A 15731-nucleotide genomic window follows, 5' to 3' on the forward strand; every position below is an offset into this window, starting at 1 on the left:
CATAAAGCAAATGCAGATGAAAAAATTAGCCATATTATTGATTTCTTTAAGCTTCGCCGCTTGTCAGAGTGAGAAAAAAACAAATGACACTACCGACACCACCACTCATGAGGGCAATGCCAACGCACTGAGTTTTTCTTATGATACCATCAGTGTAGACAGCAAAAAACTGGTGCCCGGCGAGAGCGGCATTGCTGACACGACTACCGCCGTGCTGGTATACCCAATCTTCAAGGACACACAGATCAATGCTTTTGTACAGGAGAAAGTGCTTCAGGCATCGGTCAACTCACCGGATCAGGCCAAACCAAAATCGTATCAGGAGGTCGTGTCGACATTTATCAATGATTTCGACAAATTCGCTAAAGAAAATAAGGAGTACGCGCAAACCTGGATGCTGAACGACAGAACGGAGGTCATCACCAAAAACCCCAACTATCTTTCGCTCCTGCATTTTACGGAAAGTTTTGCCGGTGGTGCCCATCCAAACAGTATGGCAGTCTACTGGAACTACAACCCCACCACACACCAGGAAATTCTGCTCGACTCGCTGATCAAACCGGGCACCATGCCCCAGCTCGTTGCCTTAGCAGAGCAGATCTTCAGGAAAAATGAGAAGCTCTCTCCTACAGCAAGCCTGAAGGATGTCTACTTCTTTGAGAACGACCGTTTTCATTTGAACGGAAACTTCACCATCACCAAAGATGGCCTCAAGTTCCTGTACAACCCTTATGAAATTAAAGCCTATGCCTTTGGCACTACGGAACTGCTGATTCCTTTTGCCGAGCTCAATACCATTGCCCGACAAGATAACTTACTTAGTACCACAAAATAATATGATCGTTTTTAAATTCGGAGGCGCCTCTGTGAAAGACGCAACAGGCGTGATGAATGTTGCCAATATTGTACGTAACCATCAACAGGAAAAGCTGCTTATCGTAATTTCCGCAATGGGAAAAATCACCAATCAGCTGGAAGACCTCTACAGGGCCTACATCTCAGGGATGGACCATACCCAGGAGATCTTTGACGGGATCAAGGCCTTTCACTTTAACATGATGGCGACGCTCTTTCCGGATCATAAAAACCCTGTTTTTGATGATGTAAACAACAGCTTTGTCGAGGTGGAATGGCTGCTGGAAGAAGAGCCTTCAGATGCCCCGGACTACATCTACGATCAGATTGTGTCCATTGGCGAGTTGGTGTCGACAAAAATCGTTGCTGCCTACCTGAACAGCGCCGGATGCCAGGCAAAATGGGTGGATGCCAGAAACTTTATCCATACCGACAATAACTACCGCGAGGGGAATGTAAATTGGGAAAAAACAGAAATGGACATCCGCGCTCAGCTTCCTCAGGTACTTGAAAAAAATATTGTTGTCACGCAAGGGTTCATCGGCGGCACCAGCGAAAATTTCACCACAACCCTTGGACGTGAGGGCTCCGACTACAGTGCGGCCATCTTCTGCTCCTGCCTCCATGCTGATTACCTGACGATCTGGAAAGATGTTCCAGGTGTCCTGAATGCGGATCCTAAATGGTTTGATGAAACGGAAAGAATTCCGCAATTGTCCTATCGTGATGCCATTGAACTTGCTTACTATGGGGCAACGATCATTCACCCTAAAACCATCAAACCTTTACAAAATAAAAATATCCCGCTGTATGTGAGGTCTTTCATCGACAGCACTGCTGAAGGAACAGACATTACTACCGCCGAGAATCATCTGCCGGTACCCTCGTTCATCTTCAAGGTCAACCAGGTCCTGATCTCCATTCTGCCAAAAGACTTCTCGTTCATCATTGAGGAAAACCTGAGTGACATCTTCAACATCTTTCATGAGCATAAGGTAAAGATCAACACCATGTTGAATTCGGCGATCAGCTTTTCAGTGAGTATTGACGACAATGCCGAAAAACTACAGGCATTGATTGCCGCGCTATCTGTACGTTATCAGGTAAAATACAACACGGGACTGGAATTGGTGACCATCAGGTATTATAACCAGCAGACCATCGACCGCGTAACAATCAATAAAAACATCCTACTGGAGGTCAAAAGCCGCAACACCTGCCAGATCGTAATGAGAGATAAGGAACATACCAGTTAAACTTGTAAGCAGGCAGCCCTTGAACCCAGACATTTTAGATAGCGAGGTACAACATTACATCCGGCAGCACCTTCATGAGGACGCCTACAAAATAGCCATGGCCAAAAGCCCTTTTCCTACGGTCAGCGGGCAGGAGCTTGCGGGTCAGATTGTGGCAAAGCAGAAATGTCTGAAAAAGCTGCCGTTGTGGTATGAGCGCTCCTTTCTGTATTTTCCGCCGGTGTTATCCATAGAACAATGTTCCTCGGAACGTACGGCAATTTACAAATCCAGACTGGCCTTAAAAGGCACTTTGATCGACCTTACCGGTGGTTTTGGTGTCGACAGCTTCTATTTCGCCAAAAGCTGCAGCAGCGTCACACATTGTGAGCTGAATCAGGAACTCTCTGAAATTGCAGCCCATAACGCGGCTACCCTCGGGCAGGATAACCTGACTTTCTTTGCGGGAGATGGCATTGCTCAGCTCCAAAACAACACAACCCATTATGACAACATCTATATAGACCCCGCCAGAAGGGGTACAATGGGCAAAGTTTTCATGCTCAAGGATTGTACGCCCAATGTTGTAGAAAACCTTAGCTTGCTCCTCAGCAGGGCACATCGGGTCATCCTGAAGACTGCTCCCCTGCTTGACCTTAGCTCTGGTCTCAAGGAACTGCACCATGTTGCTGAAATACACATTGTAAGTGTCAGGAATGAATGTAAAGAGCTGGTCTGGATATTAGAAAAAAAACAGCCGGAAGCGTTAATAATCAGCTGCATCACGCTAAATGAAGAAGAAAAAATCTTCAGTTTCATAAAGGGAGAAGAAGAGCTGGAGGCAAGGCTGCTTCAGGGGCCGGTTCAGGAGTATCTTTATGAACCTGACGCAGCGCTCTTGAAAAGCGGTGCATTTAACCTGATTGGCGAGCGCTATGGTCTTTTTAAACTGCAGCATCAGACACAACTTTACACGTCAGCATCAGCAATCCCCGAATTTCCGGGACGGCGGTTTAAAGTCCGGGGTTTTCTTTCCGCAACCACACTGAAGAAAGAAAAAAATTTAAAGGCAAATGTGATCTCCAGAAACTATCCTGACAAAGCAGAACAGCTGGTAAAAAAGTACAAGATCAAACCTGATCAGCTACGTTTCCTCATCTTCACGCAGACCAAAGATGGGGGGAATGTCATTATTGACACCGAAATAGAGCAGCACTATTAACATTTTTTAACATACTTTAACGTTTGTAAAAAACTAAATGACAAGGATTTAAGTATTTTTGAATGACAGGCCGCATTTTCTTTTCAAGTTGACGGCCGTGTCTTTTGAAATTACCTAACCAAATCCCGCTTTCATGAAAAATTACCAACGCATCAACAATCTTATCGGGTTTATTCTTTTTGCGGTCGCCACCGGTGTGTATTGGCTTACAATGGAACCATCGCTTAGTTTCTGGGACTGTGGTGAGTTCCTCTCCGCGGCTTATAAACTCCAGGTAGGACATCAACCGGGAGCACCTCTGTTTCTAATGATTGGACGGATGTTTTCTATTCTTGCAATGGGAGATACCGCCAAAGTGGCCTATTGGCTCAACTTTAGCTCCGTATTGTTTAGTGCAGGGACAATTATGTTTTTATACTGGACCATTACCGCCCTGGCGCTACGCCTTTACCCCAGTCGCCGGAAACTGGAAACTGCCGGCATATTTGCTGCTGGCATAGTAGGGGCTCTGGCTTACACCTTTTCTGATACCTTTTGGTTTTCGGCGGTAGAGGCTGAAGTATATGCCCTCTCCTCTTTGTTTACAGCGATGGTATTCTGGGCCATCCTGAAGTGGGAGCGACAGCAGAACGATCGCTGGCTGATTTTCATTGCATTTCTCATTGGTCTTTCCATAGGTGCACATTTGCTCAGTCTGCTGACAATTCCTGCTGTGGTATTCATCTACTATCTCAACAAGACACCAAAGCTGAGCACCGCCGGCATCTGGAAAACCTTAGGTGTCGGCTGTCTCCTTGTTGGCATCGTACAGGTGCTCATCGTGCAATATACGGTGCTCATGGCGGCAAAAATGGATCTCTTTTTTGTGAACACGCTTAAACTAGGCTTTGGCTCCGGAGCGCTGTTTTTTATATTTATTGTTGCCGTCGGCCTCGGTTACGGGCTTTACTATTCCAATCACAAAAAAAAATACCGGCTCAACCTCGGACTCGTTTGCCTTACCTTTCTGTTGTTCGGATTCAGCAGCTATTTTACCATCGTCATTAGGGCAAATGCTAAACCGAACATCAACTTGTCCAATCCTGATAACGCCTATTCACTATACGATTATCTGGGGCGAACAAATTATGGAGAAACACCGCTGCTCTATGGAAGGACATTTGATGCAGAGCAGACAGGATCGAAGGACACCGGCAAAACCTATAGAAAAGCTGCAGCAACTTACGAAGAGTCCGGTCAGTCCTTCAAGCTGGAGTACGACAAAAACATGTTCTTTCCACGGATGTATAGCAACAAAGCTCAGCATCCCGAATTCTACAGGCAATGGACGGGGCTTCAGGAAGGGACGAGTCCTGGCTTTTTTCAGAACCTTCATTTTTTTAGCAGCTACCAGGTTGGATTCATGTATTTCCGCTATTTCCTTTGGAATTTCGTGGGACGACAGAATGATGAGCAAGGGCAGGGCAGCCTTCATGAAGGAAACTGGATCAGTGGCATCAAACCACTGGATGCCATGCGCCTGGGCAATCAATCCCATCTACCAGAAACATTAAAAAATAACGAAGGTAGAAATGTTTACTATGGCCTTCCCTTATTATTAGGCATCGCAGGACTGGTCTTTCTCTATCAGCGAAACAAAGGTATCGCCCTCGTCGTCTGCACCTTGTTCTTTTTCACAGGGCTTGCCATTATCCTTTACTTAAACCAGGATCCTTTACAGGTGCGGGAAAGAGATTATGCTTACGTCGGATCCTTCTATGCCTTCGCCATTCTCATCGGCTTCGGCTTCCTTGCAGTAAAAGATTTACTAAACCGCTACGTGTCCGCCAGACTTAGTCTTGTCGCAGCCGCTATCTCCTGCATATTGGCCGTCCCTGTACTCATGGGTTTAGAAGGATGGGACGACCACAACCGTTCAAATAAAACGACGGCACTTCAGTATGCTACAAACTACTTGAATTCATGCGCAGCAAATGCTATTCTATTCACCAACGCAGACAATGATACTTTCCCTTTATGGTATGCGCAGGAAGTAGAGGGGATCAGGACAGATGTTAGGGTCGTCTGTCTGCAGTTTCTGGGTGATGACAACTACATCAATCAGATGAAAAAACAAATGAACAAGTCAGCCCCTCTTCCTATAAGAATGACAGAAAGCAAATATGTTAAAGGTCTGAGGGACTACCTTCCTTATGTAGATTATGATTTTACAGATAGTGTTGAATTGAAGGACCTGCTGGGAGTACTTACTTCTGATGCGAAGGAAGATCAGGTGCCAATGATGGATGGCACTTACAGGAATTTTCTGCCTACCAAAAAACTAAAGCTGACTGTACATGCTGACCAGGTCATCAAAACAAATACGGTATCCAGGGAGCAAAAGGACCAGATCAGCAATATAGAGTGGACGTTCAATAAAAATTTTGCCGGAAAGGCCGATCTCGCCATGTTCGATATTCTGATCAACAACAACTGGGAAAGACCTGTGTACTTTGGAACTTCTTTGTCTGAGGACACCTATATCGGCCTGGACAAATACCTTTATCAGGAAGGTTATGCCTACCGCCTGCTCCCACTCGCGCGCGACCCTAAGGACGAACGTATAAAAGAAGAACTCACAAACAATGACGTCATGTATCAAAATGTCATGGACAAAATGGACTTCTCTGCATTTCGTCGTGCTCATTATCTTGACCCAGAGGCGCGCAGAATCGCGTTCGGCACCTGGTCCACCAATAATACATTGGCCAGAAATCTTTTAACGGCAGGAGAACCCACAAAAGCCCGCAATTTATTATTGAAAACAATCAGGCAAATGCCTACCAGAAATTATACCATCAAAGATTCTCTGAATAAGCTGGAAACCATACACCTTTTGTACGAACTTAAAGCTCCAAATGAGGCGGCACAGCTTGCTAAGAGTACCTTTTCATTTGTTGATCAGGAACTTGCATACCTTACTTCATTAACAGGAAATCAACAACGGCGAAGGATACGGGATATACAATGGGGCATGCACGTTCTTAACGGTTTGCAGCAACTCACGGCAGTGAACAAACAGCAAGGTCTGCATACATTGATCAAAGATCGCTGTAGACAGCTCGAAGACGCCTTCACCGCTTCTTTAGGCTAGTTTTTAAATTGCTAAAAGCAGTAGACAACCAACTTATAAACAACAATCGTCATCTTGGAAGTCCATGATGACGATTGCTTAATTAAATAATTACAACTTCTTATTTATTAGGTTGTGGTGTGGTTCTCAGGTAAGGTTTGATGACCTTATGCCCTTTAGGGAACTTCGCCGGGATATCTTCTGTTTTGATGCTGTTCATTACCACCACATCATCACCATCTTTCCAGTCGGCCGGAGTAGCCACGCTATAGTTTGCAGTAAGCTGTAAGGAATCGATTACTCTCAAGACTTCATCGAAATTTCTTCCTGTTGATGCAGGGTAAGTAAGCATCAGCTTGACCTTTTTATCTGGTGAAATCACAAACAGCGACCTTACCGTCAACGTTTCAGATGCGTTTGGATGGATCATATCATAAAGGTCGGCCACTTTTTTATCTTCATCGGCAATGATCGGGAACTCTACATTAGTGTTCTGAGTTTCGTTAATGTCGTTGATCCAGCCCTTGTGCGACTCTGCAGAGTCCACGCTTAAAGCCAGAACTTTGACATTTCTCTTTTCAAACTCTGATTTCAGAGAGGCGGTGCGGCCAAGCTCTGTGGTACAAACCGGAGTATAGTCTGCCGGATGTGAAAATAAAACACCCCAGCTATCTCCTAAAAATTCATAAAAATCGATATTGCCAATGGATGTTTGTGCTTTAAAGTTGGGAGCAACGTCCCCGATTCTTAAACTCATAATATTGTGTTTTTTTAAGGATATAAAATAATCTACAAGTTAGGTATACTTTTTAAAATAACGAACGCTGTTTTGTCATATCTTCCTTGCCTGAAATTTTTTCAGATAGAAAAGTGACCGTGGGAATTGCAGTTCCCAGGTGCTCGTTAAATGCCCGGATCGTATAATCAGCGATGTATGGTGTATCCTTTTCATCGTGCTGATGCAGAAAGAAATAAAGCTTCTCCAGTCCTTGTGCTTTCCAGAGTTTCAGCCGCTGCACCCATTCATCAATCCTGGCTTCATCGGATGCCTGAAAATCAGATCCATTCCCGACAAAACGGATAAAAGCCTGTGAAGTAGGCAACTCCATGTGTACACAGTCCCGTCTGGCACTGGCATCAGTAATCACAGCGCCCTTTTTTAACCTGGAAAGCATGGCGAACAGTTCCTGGCGTACTTTAGGATCAGCAAACCAGCCTTCATGACGGACCTCCACAAAAACGTCCAGATCAATAGGAAGATAGGTTAGGAACTTCTCAAGTACCTCCATATTCTTCGGACCGAAGTTATCACCCATCTGTAAAAAGCAAGGACCCAGATATTTACCAAACTCATAAATGCTGCTCAGGAAAAGGTCTGTTGCTTCTTCAGCATCTTTCAACCGTTTGATATGGCTGATGGTACGTGAAAACTTGGGACAGAATACAAAGTCCTGCGTATGATTTGCCTCAGCCTTTTCCTTCCATTTACGGATCAGCTCAGGACCAGGGATGCTGTAAAATACGGCATTGAGTTCAATAGAATTAAAGTGTCTGACATATTGGTCAAGAAAATCGGCTTCCTTTGTTTTTGCTGGGTAAATCATGTTAACCCATTCCTTTCTACCCCATTTTGCACAGCCTACAAAACTGGAAAATGCATCTGCAGGCCTTCCTTTTAAGGTTTCCAAGGTCTGCAAGCCATCTGGTGGCAGGGTAAAATCGATACTATTGATTGATTCTGTTGATGCTTTTCCAAATTCCATATATAAGTATTTTGTTGTCAATGCTAAAATAGCTAACGATTTTAAGACCTGACCTATCAAATAAAAACCCCGAAACTAACAATTAGTTTCGGGGTTTTTAAGATTCATCATCGAAATGAATGATGACTATTTATATACTTTGATCATAAATACATAATCCTGCATTTTCTCAATCTGCTTGGTTCTGCTCAAGCCCTGAAGCGACTTTCTTTTATTAAAAGGTGTCCTTCTGCCTAAGGAATCATCGGCAATAGAGCGCAAAGCCTCCTGGACATATTTAGATTTAATGGCGAAAGTGGCACCATCAACCTGGTTCTCCTTCGCAGAGACCACACCGATCACATTTCCCTGGTTGTCCAGCAAAGGACCACCACTGTTGCCCGGATTCACTAATATAGAAACCTGATACTGGGTAGTGTCACCATTGTGACCGGTTTTAGAACTCACATAACCTTCACCAAAAACAGCATCATCCTTAGGAAAGCCCAGTGTATATACTTGTTCTCCCATGCCGATGTTGTTATTTCTGATCTTGTATGGCAGATTTGATAATGATTTGAAACCCTCATCCTCAATTTTCAAAATGGCAAGGTCATACTGAGGATCACGGAAAGGAATAGAAACTTTAAATGATTCACCCTTGCTATTCTGAACATAGACGGAGTCTGCTCCATCGACCACATGAAGGTTTGTGCAGATGTAGCCATTTGCGGTCAGCGCAAAGCCTGTTCCACCATAGTTTGCAGGTTTAGCGCTTTTCTGCGCAGCTGCACCGTTATTTAACTTACGGATCAGGTTGTTCTGAACAGAGCTCATCTTCGCAAGCTGTCTGCTCACCAACTGAACGTCACCAATCTGTTTTGTATTTTGTTTAATGGAATATACGGTAACCGAGGCCAGGAAGATGAATGAAGCAGCAACAGCAATTGCAGCTTTATTTTTACGCCACATATTGACGATCTTCGATGGATGAGGTCCAAGCTCCCTGCTCAGCGCCGGAACGTCGATATCCGCATGGATCTGATCCATCCTGCTCTTCAAATCAAGCGTAGCAGCATAATCTCCCATAGCATCAAGAAACACCTTATGAGTAACTACCTTATGATCTACCGAAGGATCGCTAATGCGCAGTTCCTCAAAAGCTTTTGCCTCTGATTCCGAAAGATTACCCTTAAGGTAGTCTTCTATTATAACCTGTAACTCAATCTCGTTTCTCATATCACCTTAAACTTGAAAAAACAACTTCTTCAGTCGCTGCAGACATTTATATTTCTGTGTTTTGGCATTGTCTGTATTCGTGTAGCCAAATTTCTCACAGATGTCCTGCATGCTGAGATTGTTGATGTAAAAATCCTGAATAATGGTTTTGCAAGGTTCTCCCAGATGGACCAATGCATCCTGCATCTTATCAAATTGTTTGTCCTTCTCTTCATGATGCTCTACATCTACCTCGACGGAGATCACATCTTCAAAGTCCGCAATGTTGCTGGTCTTCTTACTCTGCTGTGCAAGCTTCTTTAGCCATATGCGTCTGCAAACTGAATAGATATAGGTCTTTAACTTACTGCTCAACTCAAAATCACCACCTTTAATCTTATTATATAAAACGATGATTCCTTCCTGATACACATCTTTTGCATCATCCTCGTCACCGTTATTATTTAATATAAATTGTAAAATCATCGGAAAGTACCCGGTATACAATTTATTTAGTGCATCATCTGAGTTATTAAGTACCCCTAAAACTACCTCTCTATCTGTTGGAACTGAACTGCTTAACTTATTACTCACCAATTAATACATTTATACGTGAATGGTAACCCAATGATAGCAAAAAAAAATATTTTTTTTACCTTCGCCGCGTGAATACCAAATACCGCGGTATCTGGTAGGAAAATAACCTGCAGCTTAATACCTGAAGAACGCTGTGGGTAACCTAAATCGCATCGAAAAAATATTTTTTATTTTTTTTAAGGTTACTGGGTTACCTTTTCATATTTGAGGTATTAATCTGTAAAATTAATTAATTATTTAAAACAGAATTAGAATGAAAAACGCATTTAAATTAGGCTTTTTAGCTTTAGCAATCACTTTATCAGTTTCAGCTTGTGGCGGTTCAGAAAAAACTGGCGAATCTACAGATACTACTGTAACTGATTCAAGCGCAGTTGTTACTGAAGTTGATACTAACGTTGTTGATTCAACTGTAAAAGATACTACAGTTAAAACTACAACTACTACTACTGACACTGTAGCTAAACACTAAGCTTAAAAAAGCTTTATAAAAAAAGTCTTTGGATGATTCCAAAGACTTTTTTTATGTCCATAACTTCCGCCCAGGCTTACGGCTGTCCTTTCATTCATCAAGCCCGGTCGATATAACCTATCTGACCAATCCTCCTCCCACTGCTTTCAGCAATCATATTCATGAAAAACGGCTAATAATGTTAACTTTGCATTTTTAAAAATCGTTACATTCATGAATTTATCATCACTTCAAGCCATCTCCCCTGTTGATGGACGTTATAGAAATACTACAGAAAACCTTTCAAAATATTTTTCGGAATATGCACTGATCAAATACAGAGTATATGTAGAGGTAGAGTATTTCATCGCATTGGCGGAAACCGGACTCCCTGGCCTTACTGAATTTGATAAAGGAACATACGATAAGCTGCGTCTGATCTATAAACAATTTGACGACAGCCATGCACAGGAAATCAAAGACACCGAAAAAATCACCAACCACGACGTCAAAGCGGTTGAATATTTCATTAAGAAACAATTTGACATCCTCGGTCTTCAGGACTACAAAGAGTTTATCCACTTCGGACTGACCTCTCAGGACATCAATAACACCGCGATTCCTTATACATTTAAACTTGCCCTGCAGGAAGTGTACTATCCGGCCATCACCAGCCTGATCGGAAGGATCAAAGAACTGGCGACAGAATGGAAAGACATTCCCCTGCTCGCACATACCCACGGACAACCGGCATCTCCCACAAAACTGGGAAAGGAATTCCTGGTGTTCGCTGAGCGATTGGAAATACAATTGAAGAATCTGCAAAATATCCCCAACAGTGCAAAATTTGGTGGTGCTACAGGAAATTTCAATGCACACCACATCGCCTATCCGGAACTGAATTGGGTAGACTTCTCCAACAACTTCGTAAACAATGTCCTGGGACTTACACGTGCACAGCACACCACCCAGATTGAACATTATGATCAGTTTGCGGCTCAATGTGATGCGCTAAAAAGAATCAACAACATCATCATCGATCTGGACAGGGACATCTGGGCCTACATCTCCAAAAATTATTTCAAACAGAAAATTAAAGAAGGTGAAGTGGGATCCTCTGCCATGCCTCATAAAGTCAATCCAATCGATTTTGAGAACGCAGAAGGTAACGCCGGCATTGCAAATGCATTATTTGAATTCTTTGCGGCCAAATTGCCAATATCGAGGTTACAACGTGACCTTACAGACTCTACAGTACTGAGAAATGTAGGCGTTCCGATGGCACACACCACCATCGCGATCAATTCTACCTTAAGGGGACTTAATAAGCTGCTCCTGAACAACGAGATGATTGCCGCAGATCTGGAAAACAACTGGGCTGTTGTGGCTGAAGCGATCCAGACTGTGCTGAGAAGAGAGGCCTACCCGAACCCTTATGAAGCGTTAAAAGACCTCACCAGAACAAATCAGAAGATTACAGCTGATACCATGGCCGTATTCATTGACGGCCTTCAGGTAAGTGACCTCATTAAAACTGAGCTTAAGAAAATTACCCCTTTCAACTACACGGGAATTTTCTAATATTATAATGACCTAAAACAGACATCGGCACCATAAATTGCTTAGTCGAATTATTTATTTTTGTAATAAAAAAAGACAATGACTATCAACGTATATACAGAACAAACCCCTAACCCTGCCACCATGAAATTCATGGTCAATAAATTATTGATCAATGGCAGTGAAGATTTTGCAACAAGAGAAAGCGCTGAACATTCGCAGTTTGCAAAGGAACTGTTCAAGTTCAACTTTGTGAACGGTGTATTCTTTGCCAGCAATTTTGTGACCATCACAAAAACAGAGGATGCTGACTGGCAAGACATTGAAGCACTCCTTAAAGATTTTGTCAAAGGTGCTGTAGAATCAGAATATAAAATCAAAGAAGAAACACAGGCTGAAGCTCCTGCATTTGAAGGTTCTGACCTGGAGATCAAGATTCAGCAGATTCTTCATGACTATGTGCGCCCGGCTGTTGAACAGGACGGTGGTGCCATCAGTTATAAATCTTTCGACGAAGGTGTCGTTACTGTAGAACTTCGCGGTTCATGCAGCGGTTGCCCTTCTTCTACCATCACGCTAAAATCAGGTATACAGAACTTGTTACAGCGCATGGTTCCGGAAGTAAAAGAAGTAGTATCTGAAGCGCTATAATACAATCATTATTGTTGTTTTAGGTTAAAAAAAGGCCTTTATACAATCGGACTCAAAATCTTTTGAAGGAAAGATTTTATATGTGCTCTTTGTATAAAGGCTTTTTTTATTGGGCGCACATCAGGCATCCGACCTATATGCTTAAGTCAGGAGTATACTTTTTAAATTTGCTGACAAAAAAAACCGCATACCAATACCTTGTTTTACCTTTTTACAGGGAAAAACGCATGCCTATAAGACTGGGGTTACAGGTTTTTTTTTATTGCTGTACTGATATGATCCCTAATCGATTGCCTTTTTAGGAGAGTGACTTCCCTGGCATATTTTTCAGTTGCTCCTTCAGCACCTCATATTCCCTGGTTAAATGCCTGTAAGGTTTATTGTTAATGATCATGCCGTTGCTGAGGACCAGCTTTTTCTTCAAAGTCGCTTCTATTACATCAAAACGCGCTTTCGTTTCCGTGTAACGTTTGTTGTTCTCGATGTCCTTATCCCTTTTGTATTCAGCATTTAATGATCCCGCATATACCGAATCAGATACCGCCTTTGCATCACTCTGTCTAAAACTGACGTACGCTTCAATGTGCCTGTTTTGGTAAGATTTTGGTAGTTCATAGAAACATGACCCGTCTTTTCGTTTTCCAGCATGAAATGTCATCATAGAATTATCCGTTTCAGGAAAATGGAGCAGCACCATTACACTGTCTTCCAGTCTGCGGGCCTGTCCCGGCCGGGCTTCATCCCATTTGATCAGTATCCCATGATCTGCTTTGCTGATACTTACTCCCTCCGGTGCAGGCACTGTGCCCCTACTCAGTAGCACCTTGCTGTAATCGATATTTAAATTTGGATATTCTCCCTTAATTGCGTGTTTTTTGACTGCAGAGGTAGCGAGGTTAAAAGCATTTTTATCCGTCCCCACAGCCTCCAGTCCGAAGCCCGCATCAACGAAAGGTTTCAGGGAGCAAAGGAATTTCATGGTTACCCTCATGGACATCAGGTTCGCCAGTTGTTTGTCACTGAGCTTTTTTTTAGATTTGCCAATAGTACGCATGACGTACTTTCCATTAAGTAGATAAGTAACGGTGTTGCCGACTTTCCCGATAAACAGGCCGTTGTTGTGATTTGCGATTGCCATAGTTAGTTAGTTTAATTTTGTAAGTGACTTTCAATTAATTGCTGACCAATTTAGCACTCCTGTGTTTAAAATGCAAACGTATTTTGAATTTGCTCCGCTTATATTATTTGCTTGTGCTCATCTTGTTTTGCATTAGTGTGGATCTGTTTGCTGCATCAGTTATGCTTGACACCAGCTTACCGGGACTATTGGTACATGGAAGGTCCCACCAACCAGGGGACAATATGAACCCAACCTACCTTCAATAGAAAACAAGATCAGAATGAGCGCAGAAGTATTTTTGATCTTTTCGCCCATCAATCTTATCCATATCCTTTACCAAGTTCAGACTATCCAGATTCCTGCGTGACATACACGGCCAACATACCAGCATGAATTTTTATGAATAAAACACCTGCCGGCCTCGAATAACAGGACAACCAAGAAGAAAAAAATAAAATGCTAAATGTCGGAATTGAAATGCTGGGCAATGTTGGTAAGCAATTCTTCGGTAACCCCACCATTGCTAGCCAGGATTTCGCGTTTTTCAATAAACTCATTGCCTCCGGAGAAGTTAAGGATCTTCCCTCCCGCCTGCTCTACAAGATATGCCCCGGCAGCAACATCGTAAGCATTCAGATTATACTCAAAGAAGGCATCAAAGCGGCCACAAGCCACATAAGCAAGATCAGTAGCTGCTGAACCAATTCGACGCAAGCCATGGCACTTCTTCATGAGATCTTCCAGCAGTCGCATATACTGAGGTTGTTTATCAAACTGATAATAAGGGAAGCCTGTTGCCAGCAGCGAGTTCGAAAGAGCAGTTCGCTGAGAAACCCGGATTTCTTTGTTATTCAGATAAGCAGCACCGCCCTTGTACGTAGAGAACATCTCTCCGCGGTTGATCTCATATACGACGCCGATCACCGGCTTTCCGTCTTCATACAGGGCAACGCTGACCGCGTAGGTCGGCACACCATGAATAAAGTTGGTGGTCCCATCGAGAGGATCGATGATCCAGTTAAAATGTTCCCCATTGGTATTGACGGTATCTTCTTCTGTAAAAAATCCAGCCTCAGGAATCAGCTTTGTTAAATTTCGTACCAGCTGTTTCTCTGCATTTTTATCAACATGAGACACCAGATCGTTCAATCCCTTCAGTTCTATAGACTGCTCATTGAAGGTCATCGATTCCCTGCGGATATAATTGCCAGTCAGCCTTACGATCGAAACGACTTTAGCACATAATAATTCGTAATTCAAAGCCCTGATTTTAGTAGTTTGCGTGTTTTTCCTTATTCTTAATTGCAAAAACGACAAGAAGCAGACCAGAAAGGAAAAGGATTAAAGAAATCATCTCTGCCTGTGTAAAGGCAATTCCCGCGACGTGATACTTCGTATTCACACGGATCAGCTCTACGAAAAAGCGTTCCACACCATTCATCATCAGGTAAATGCCGAACATCATTCCCGGCAGATGGATCCGCGTACGGATACGCCAGAGGATCAGAAACAGGATAAAACAAACGATCACCTCATAAATAGGTGTAGGATATACCGGTAATGGAAGCTCGTTACAGAATTTACCCACACAGCCGGCTATATGCTGACCTTCATTGGCCACGTTGTTAGGATACGTATAGGCCCATAGCCAGTCCGGAAGCCAGGTAAAGGGCTTAGGATTTAGGTTCGCAATTCCCCAGTCGCCATCTCCAGACATATGACACCCGATCCGTCCGATGCTGTAAGCAAGCATCATCCCGGGTCCACCGATGTCCAGCATGTGCAGGGGTTTAATGTTGTTCTTTCTGGCAATATACAGCACGGCAGCACCACCGCAGATCAGTCCGCCGTAAAAGGTCAAACCACTGAATGACAATAAGCTGTTGATCGGATCAGCAACAAAAGTATCCCAATGCTCCAGGTTATCAAAGATCTTGGCACCCAGAAAACCCCAGATCGCCGCCCATA

14 protein-coding genes are annotated in these 15731 nt (G+C 43.3%); 7 read left to right on the plus strand and 7 right to left on the minus strand.

Annotation, left to right across the window (positions count from 1 at the left end):
* Positions 1 to 16: 16 nt before the first annotated feature.
* From PBAL39_RS21760 to PBAL39_RS21775, 4 genes are all read left to right on the plus strand, one after another.
* Positions 17 to 835, plus strand: coding sequence for a DUF3298 and DUF4163 domain-containing protein (locus PBAL39_RS21760; protein ID WP_232282996.1), 819 nt, complete (start codon positions 17 to 19; stop codon positions 833 to 835).
* 1 nt (position 836) lies between these two features.
* Positions 837 to 2111, plus strand: coding sequence for an aspartate kinase (locus PBAL39_RS21765; protein WP_008245703.1), 1275 nt, complete (start codon positions 837 to 839; stop codon positions 2109 to 2111).
* A 19-nt stretch (positions 2112 to 2130) separates the two neighbouring features.
* The gene (locus PBAL39_RS21770; RefSeq protein ID WP_008245705.1) at positions 2131 to 3312 is read left to right on the plus strand and encodes a hypothetical protein; all 1182 of its coding nucleotides are present in this window, start codon (positions 2131 to 2133) and stop codon (positions 3310 to 3312) included.
* Positions 3313 to 3445: 133 nt separating this feature from the next.
* Entirely contained in the window at positions 3446 to 6445 is a 3000-nt protein-coding gene (locus tag PBAL39_RS21775; RefSeq protein ID WP_008245708.1) for a DUF2723 domain-containing protein, read from the plus strand.
* 100 nt (positions 6446 to 6545) lie between these two features.
* On the opposite strand, the gene PBAL39_RS21780 is transcribed toward PBAL39_RS21775, so the two are convergent.
* The 4 genes from PBAL39_RS21780 to PBAL39_RS21795 all read right to left on the minus strand — a co-directional run bounded on the left by PBAL39_RS21780 (position 6546) and on the right by PBAL39_RS21795 (position 9870).
* Entirely contained in the window at positions 6546 to 7181 is a 636-nt protein-coding gene (locus PBAL39_RS21780; RefSeq protein WP_008245710.1) for a peroxiredoxin, read from the minus strand.
* Between the two features lie 52 nt (positions 7182 to 7233).
* Positions 7234 to 8187, minus strand: coding sequence for a DUF72 domain-containing protein (locus tag PBAL39_RS21785; RefSeq protein WP_008245713.1), 954 nt, complete (start codon positions 8185 to 8187; stop codon positions 7234 to 7236).
* Positions 8188 to 8313: 126 nt separating this feature from the next.
* Positions 8314 to 9405 carry a S1C family serine protease gene (locus tag PBAL39_RS21790; protein WP_008245715.1) on the minus strand — a complete coding sequence of 364 codons (1092 nt, stop codon included), beginning with the start codon at positions 9403 to 9405 and terminating at the stop codon, positions 8314 to 8316.
* 6 nt (positions 9406 to 9411) lie between these two features.
* The gene (locus PBAL39_RS21795; protein WP_008245717.1) at positions 9412 to 9870 is read right to left on the minus strand and encodes a sigma-70 family RNA polymerase sigma factor; all 459 of its coding nucleotides are present in this window, start codon (positions 9868 to 9870) and stop codon (positions 9412 to 9414) included.
* A 364-nt stretch (positions 9871 to 10234) separates the two neighbouring features.
* Here PBAL39_RS21795 and PBAL39_RS21800 point away from each other — a divergent pair, with 364 nt between their 5' ends.
* From PBAL39_RS21800 to PBAL39_RS21810, 3 genes are all read left to right on the plus strand, one after another.
* Positions 10235 to 10453: a hypothetical protein gene (locus PBAL39_RS21800; protein WP_039867408.1), complete on the plus strand. Its 219-nt coding sequence runs from the start codon at positions 10235 to 10237 to the stop codon at positions 10451 to 10453.
* Between the two features lie 213 nt (positions 10454 to 10666).
* Entirely contained in the window at positions 10667 to 12013 is a 1347-nt protein-coding gene (gene purB, locus PBAL39_RS21805) for an adenylosuccinate lyase (RefSeq protein ID WP_008245718.1), read from the plus strand.
* 78 nt (positions 12014 to 12091) lie between these two features.
* Positions 12092 to 12643 (plus strand): NifU family protein, encoded by a 552-nt coding sequence (locus tag PBAL39_RS21810; protein WP_008245719.1) that lies wholly within the window; start codon positions 12092 to 12094, stop codon positions 12641 to 12643.
* Positions 12644 to 12941: 298 nt separating this feature from the next.
* Here the strand turns inward: PBAL39_RS21810 and PBAL39_RS21815 are convergent, their stop codons facing one another.
* From PBAL39_RS21815 to PBAL39_RS21825, 3 genes are all read right to left on the minus strand, one after another.
* The gene (locus tag PBAL39_RS21815) at positions 12942 to 13781 is read right to left on the minus strand and encodes a DUF6266 family protein (RefSeq protein WP_008245720.1); all 840 of its coding nucleotides are present in this window, start codon (positions 13779 to 13781) and stop codon (positions 12942 to 12944) included.
* A 441-nt stretch (positions 13782 to 14222) separates the two neighbouring features.
* Positions 14223 to 15023: an inositol monophosphatase family protein gene (locus PBAL39_RS21820; RefSeq protein ID WP_039867423.1), complete on the minus strand. Its 801-nt coding sequence runs from the start codon at positions 15021 to 15023 to the stop codon at positions 14223 to 14225.
* Between the two features lie 10 nt (positions 15024 to 15033).
* A partial coding sequence (locus PBAL39_RS21825; RefSeq protein WP_008245722.1) for a prolipoprotein diacylglyceryl transferase occupies positions 15034 to 15731 on the minus strand: 698 nt, incomplete at its 5' end.

Origin of the sequence: Pedobacter sp. BAL39, assembly GCF_000170795.1 — a bacterium.
Lineage (GTDB): Bacteria > Bacteroidota > Bacteroidia > Sphingobacteriales > Sphingobacteriaceae > Pedobacter.

Excerpts from the sequence above, each read along its gene's own strand:
- PBAL39_RS21760 (WP_232282996.1), top strand. The coding sequence starts at position 17 with ATGAAAAAATTAGCCATATTATTGATTTCTTTAAGCTTCGCCGCTTGT.
- PBAL39_RS21765 (WP_008245703.1), top strand. The coding sequence starts at position 837 with ATGATCGTTTTTAAATTCGGAGGCGCCTCTGTGAAAGACGCAACAGGC.
- PBAL39_RS21775 (WP_008245708.1), top strand. The coding sequence starts at position 3,446 with ATGAAAAATTACCAACGCATCAACAATCTTATCGGGTTTATTCTTTTT.
- PBAL39_RS21780 (WP_008245710.1), bottom strand. The coding sequence starts at position 7,181 with ATGAGTTTAAGAATCGGGGACGTTGCTCCCAACTTTAAAGCACAAACA.
- PBAL39_RS21785 (WP_008245713.1), bottom strand. The coding sequence starts at position 8,187 with ATGGAATTTGGAAAAGCATCAACAGAATCAATCAATAGTATCGATTTT.
- PBAL39_RS21790 (WP_008245715.1), bottom strand. The coding sequence starts at position 9,405 with ATGAGAAACGAGATTGAGTTACAGGTTATAATAGAAGACTACCTTAAG.
- PBAL39_RS21795 (WP_008245717.1), bottom strand. The coding sequence starts at position 9,870 with ATGATTTTACAATTTATATTAAATAATAACGGTGACGAGGATGATGCA.
- PBAL39_RS21800 (WP_039867408.1), top strand. The coding sequence starts at position 10,235 with ATGAAAAACGCATTTAAATTAGGCTTTTTAGCTTTAGCAATCACTTTA.
- purB (WP_008245718.1), top strand. The coding sequence starts at position 10,667 with ATGAATTTATCATCACTTCAAGCCATCTCCCCTGTTGATGGACGTTAT.
- PBAL39_RS21810 (WP_008245719.1), top strand. The coding sequence starts at position 12,092 with ATGACTATCAACGTATATACAGAACAAACCCCTAACCCTGCCACCATG.
- PBAL39_RS21815 (WP_008245720.1), bottom strand. The coding sequence starts at position 13,781 with ATGGCAATCGCAAATCACAACAACGGCCTGTTTATCGGGAAAGTCGGC.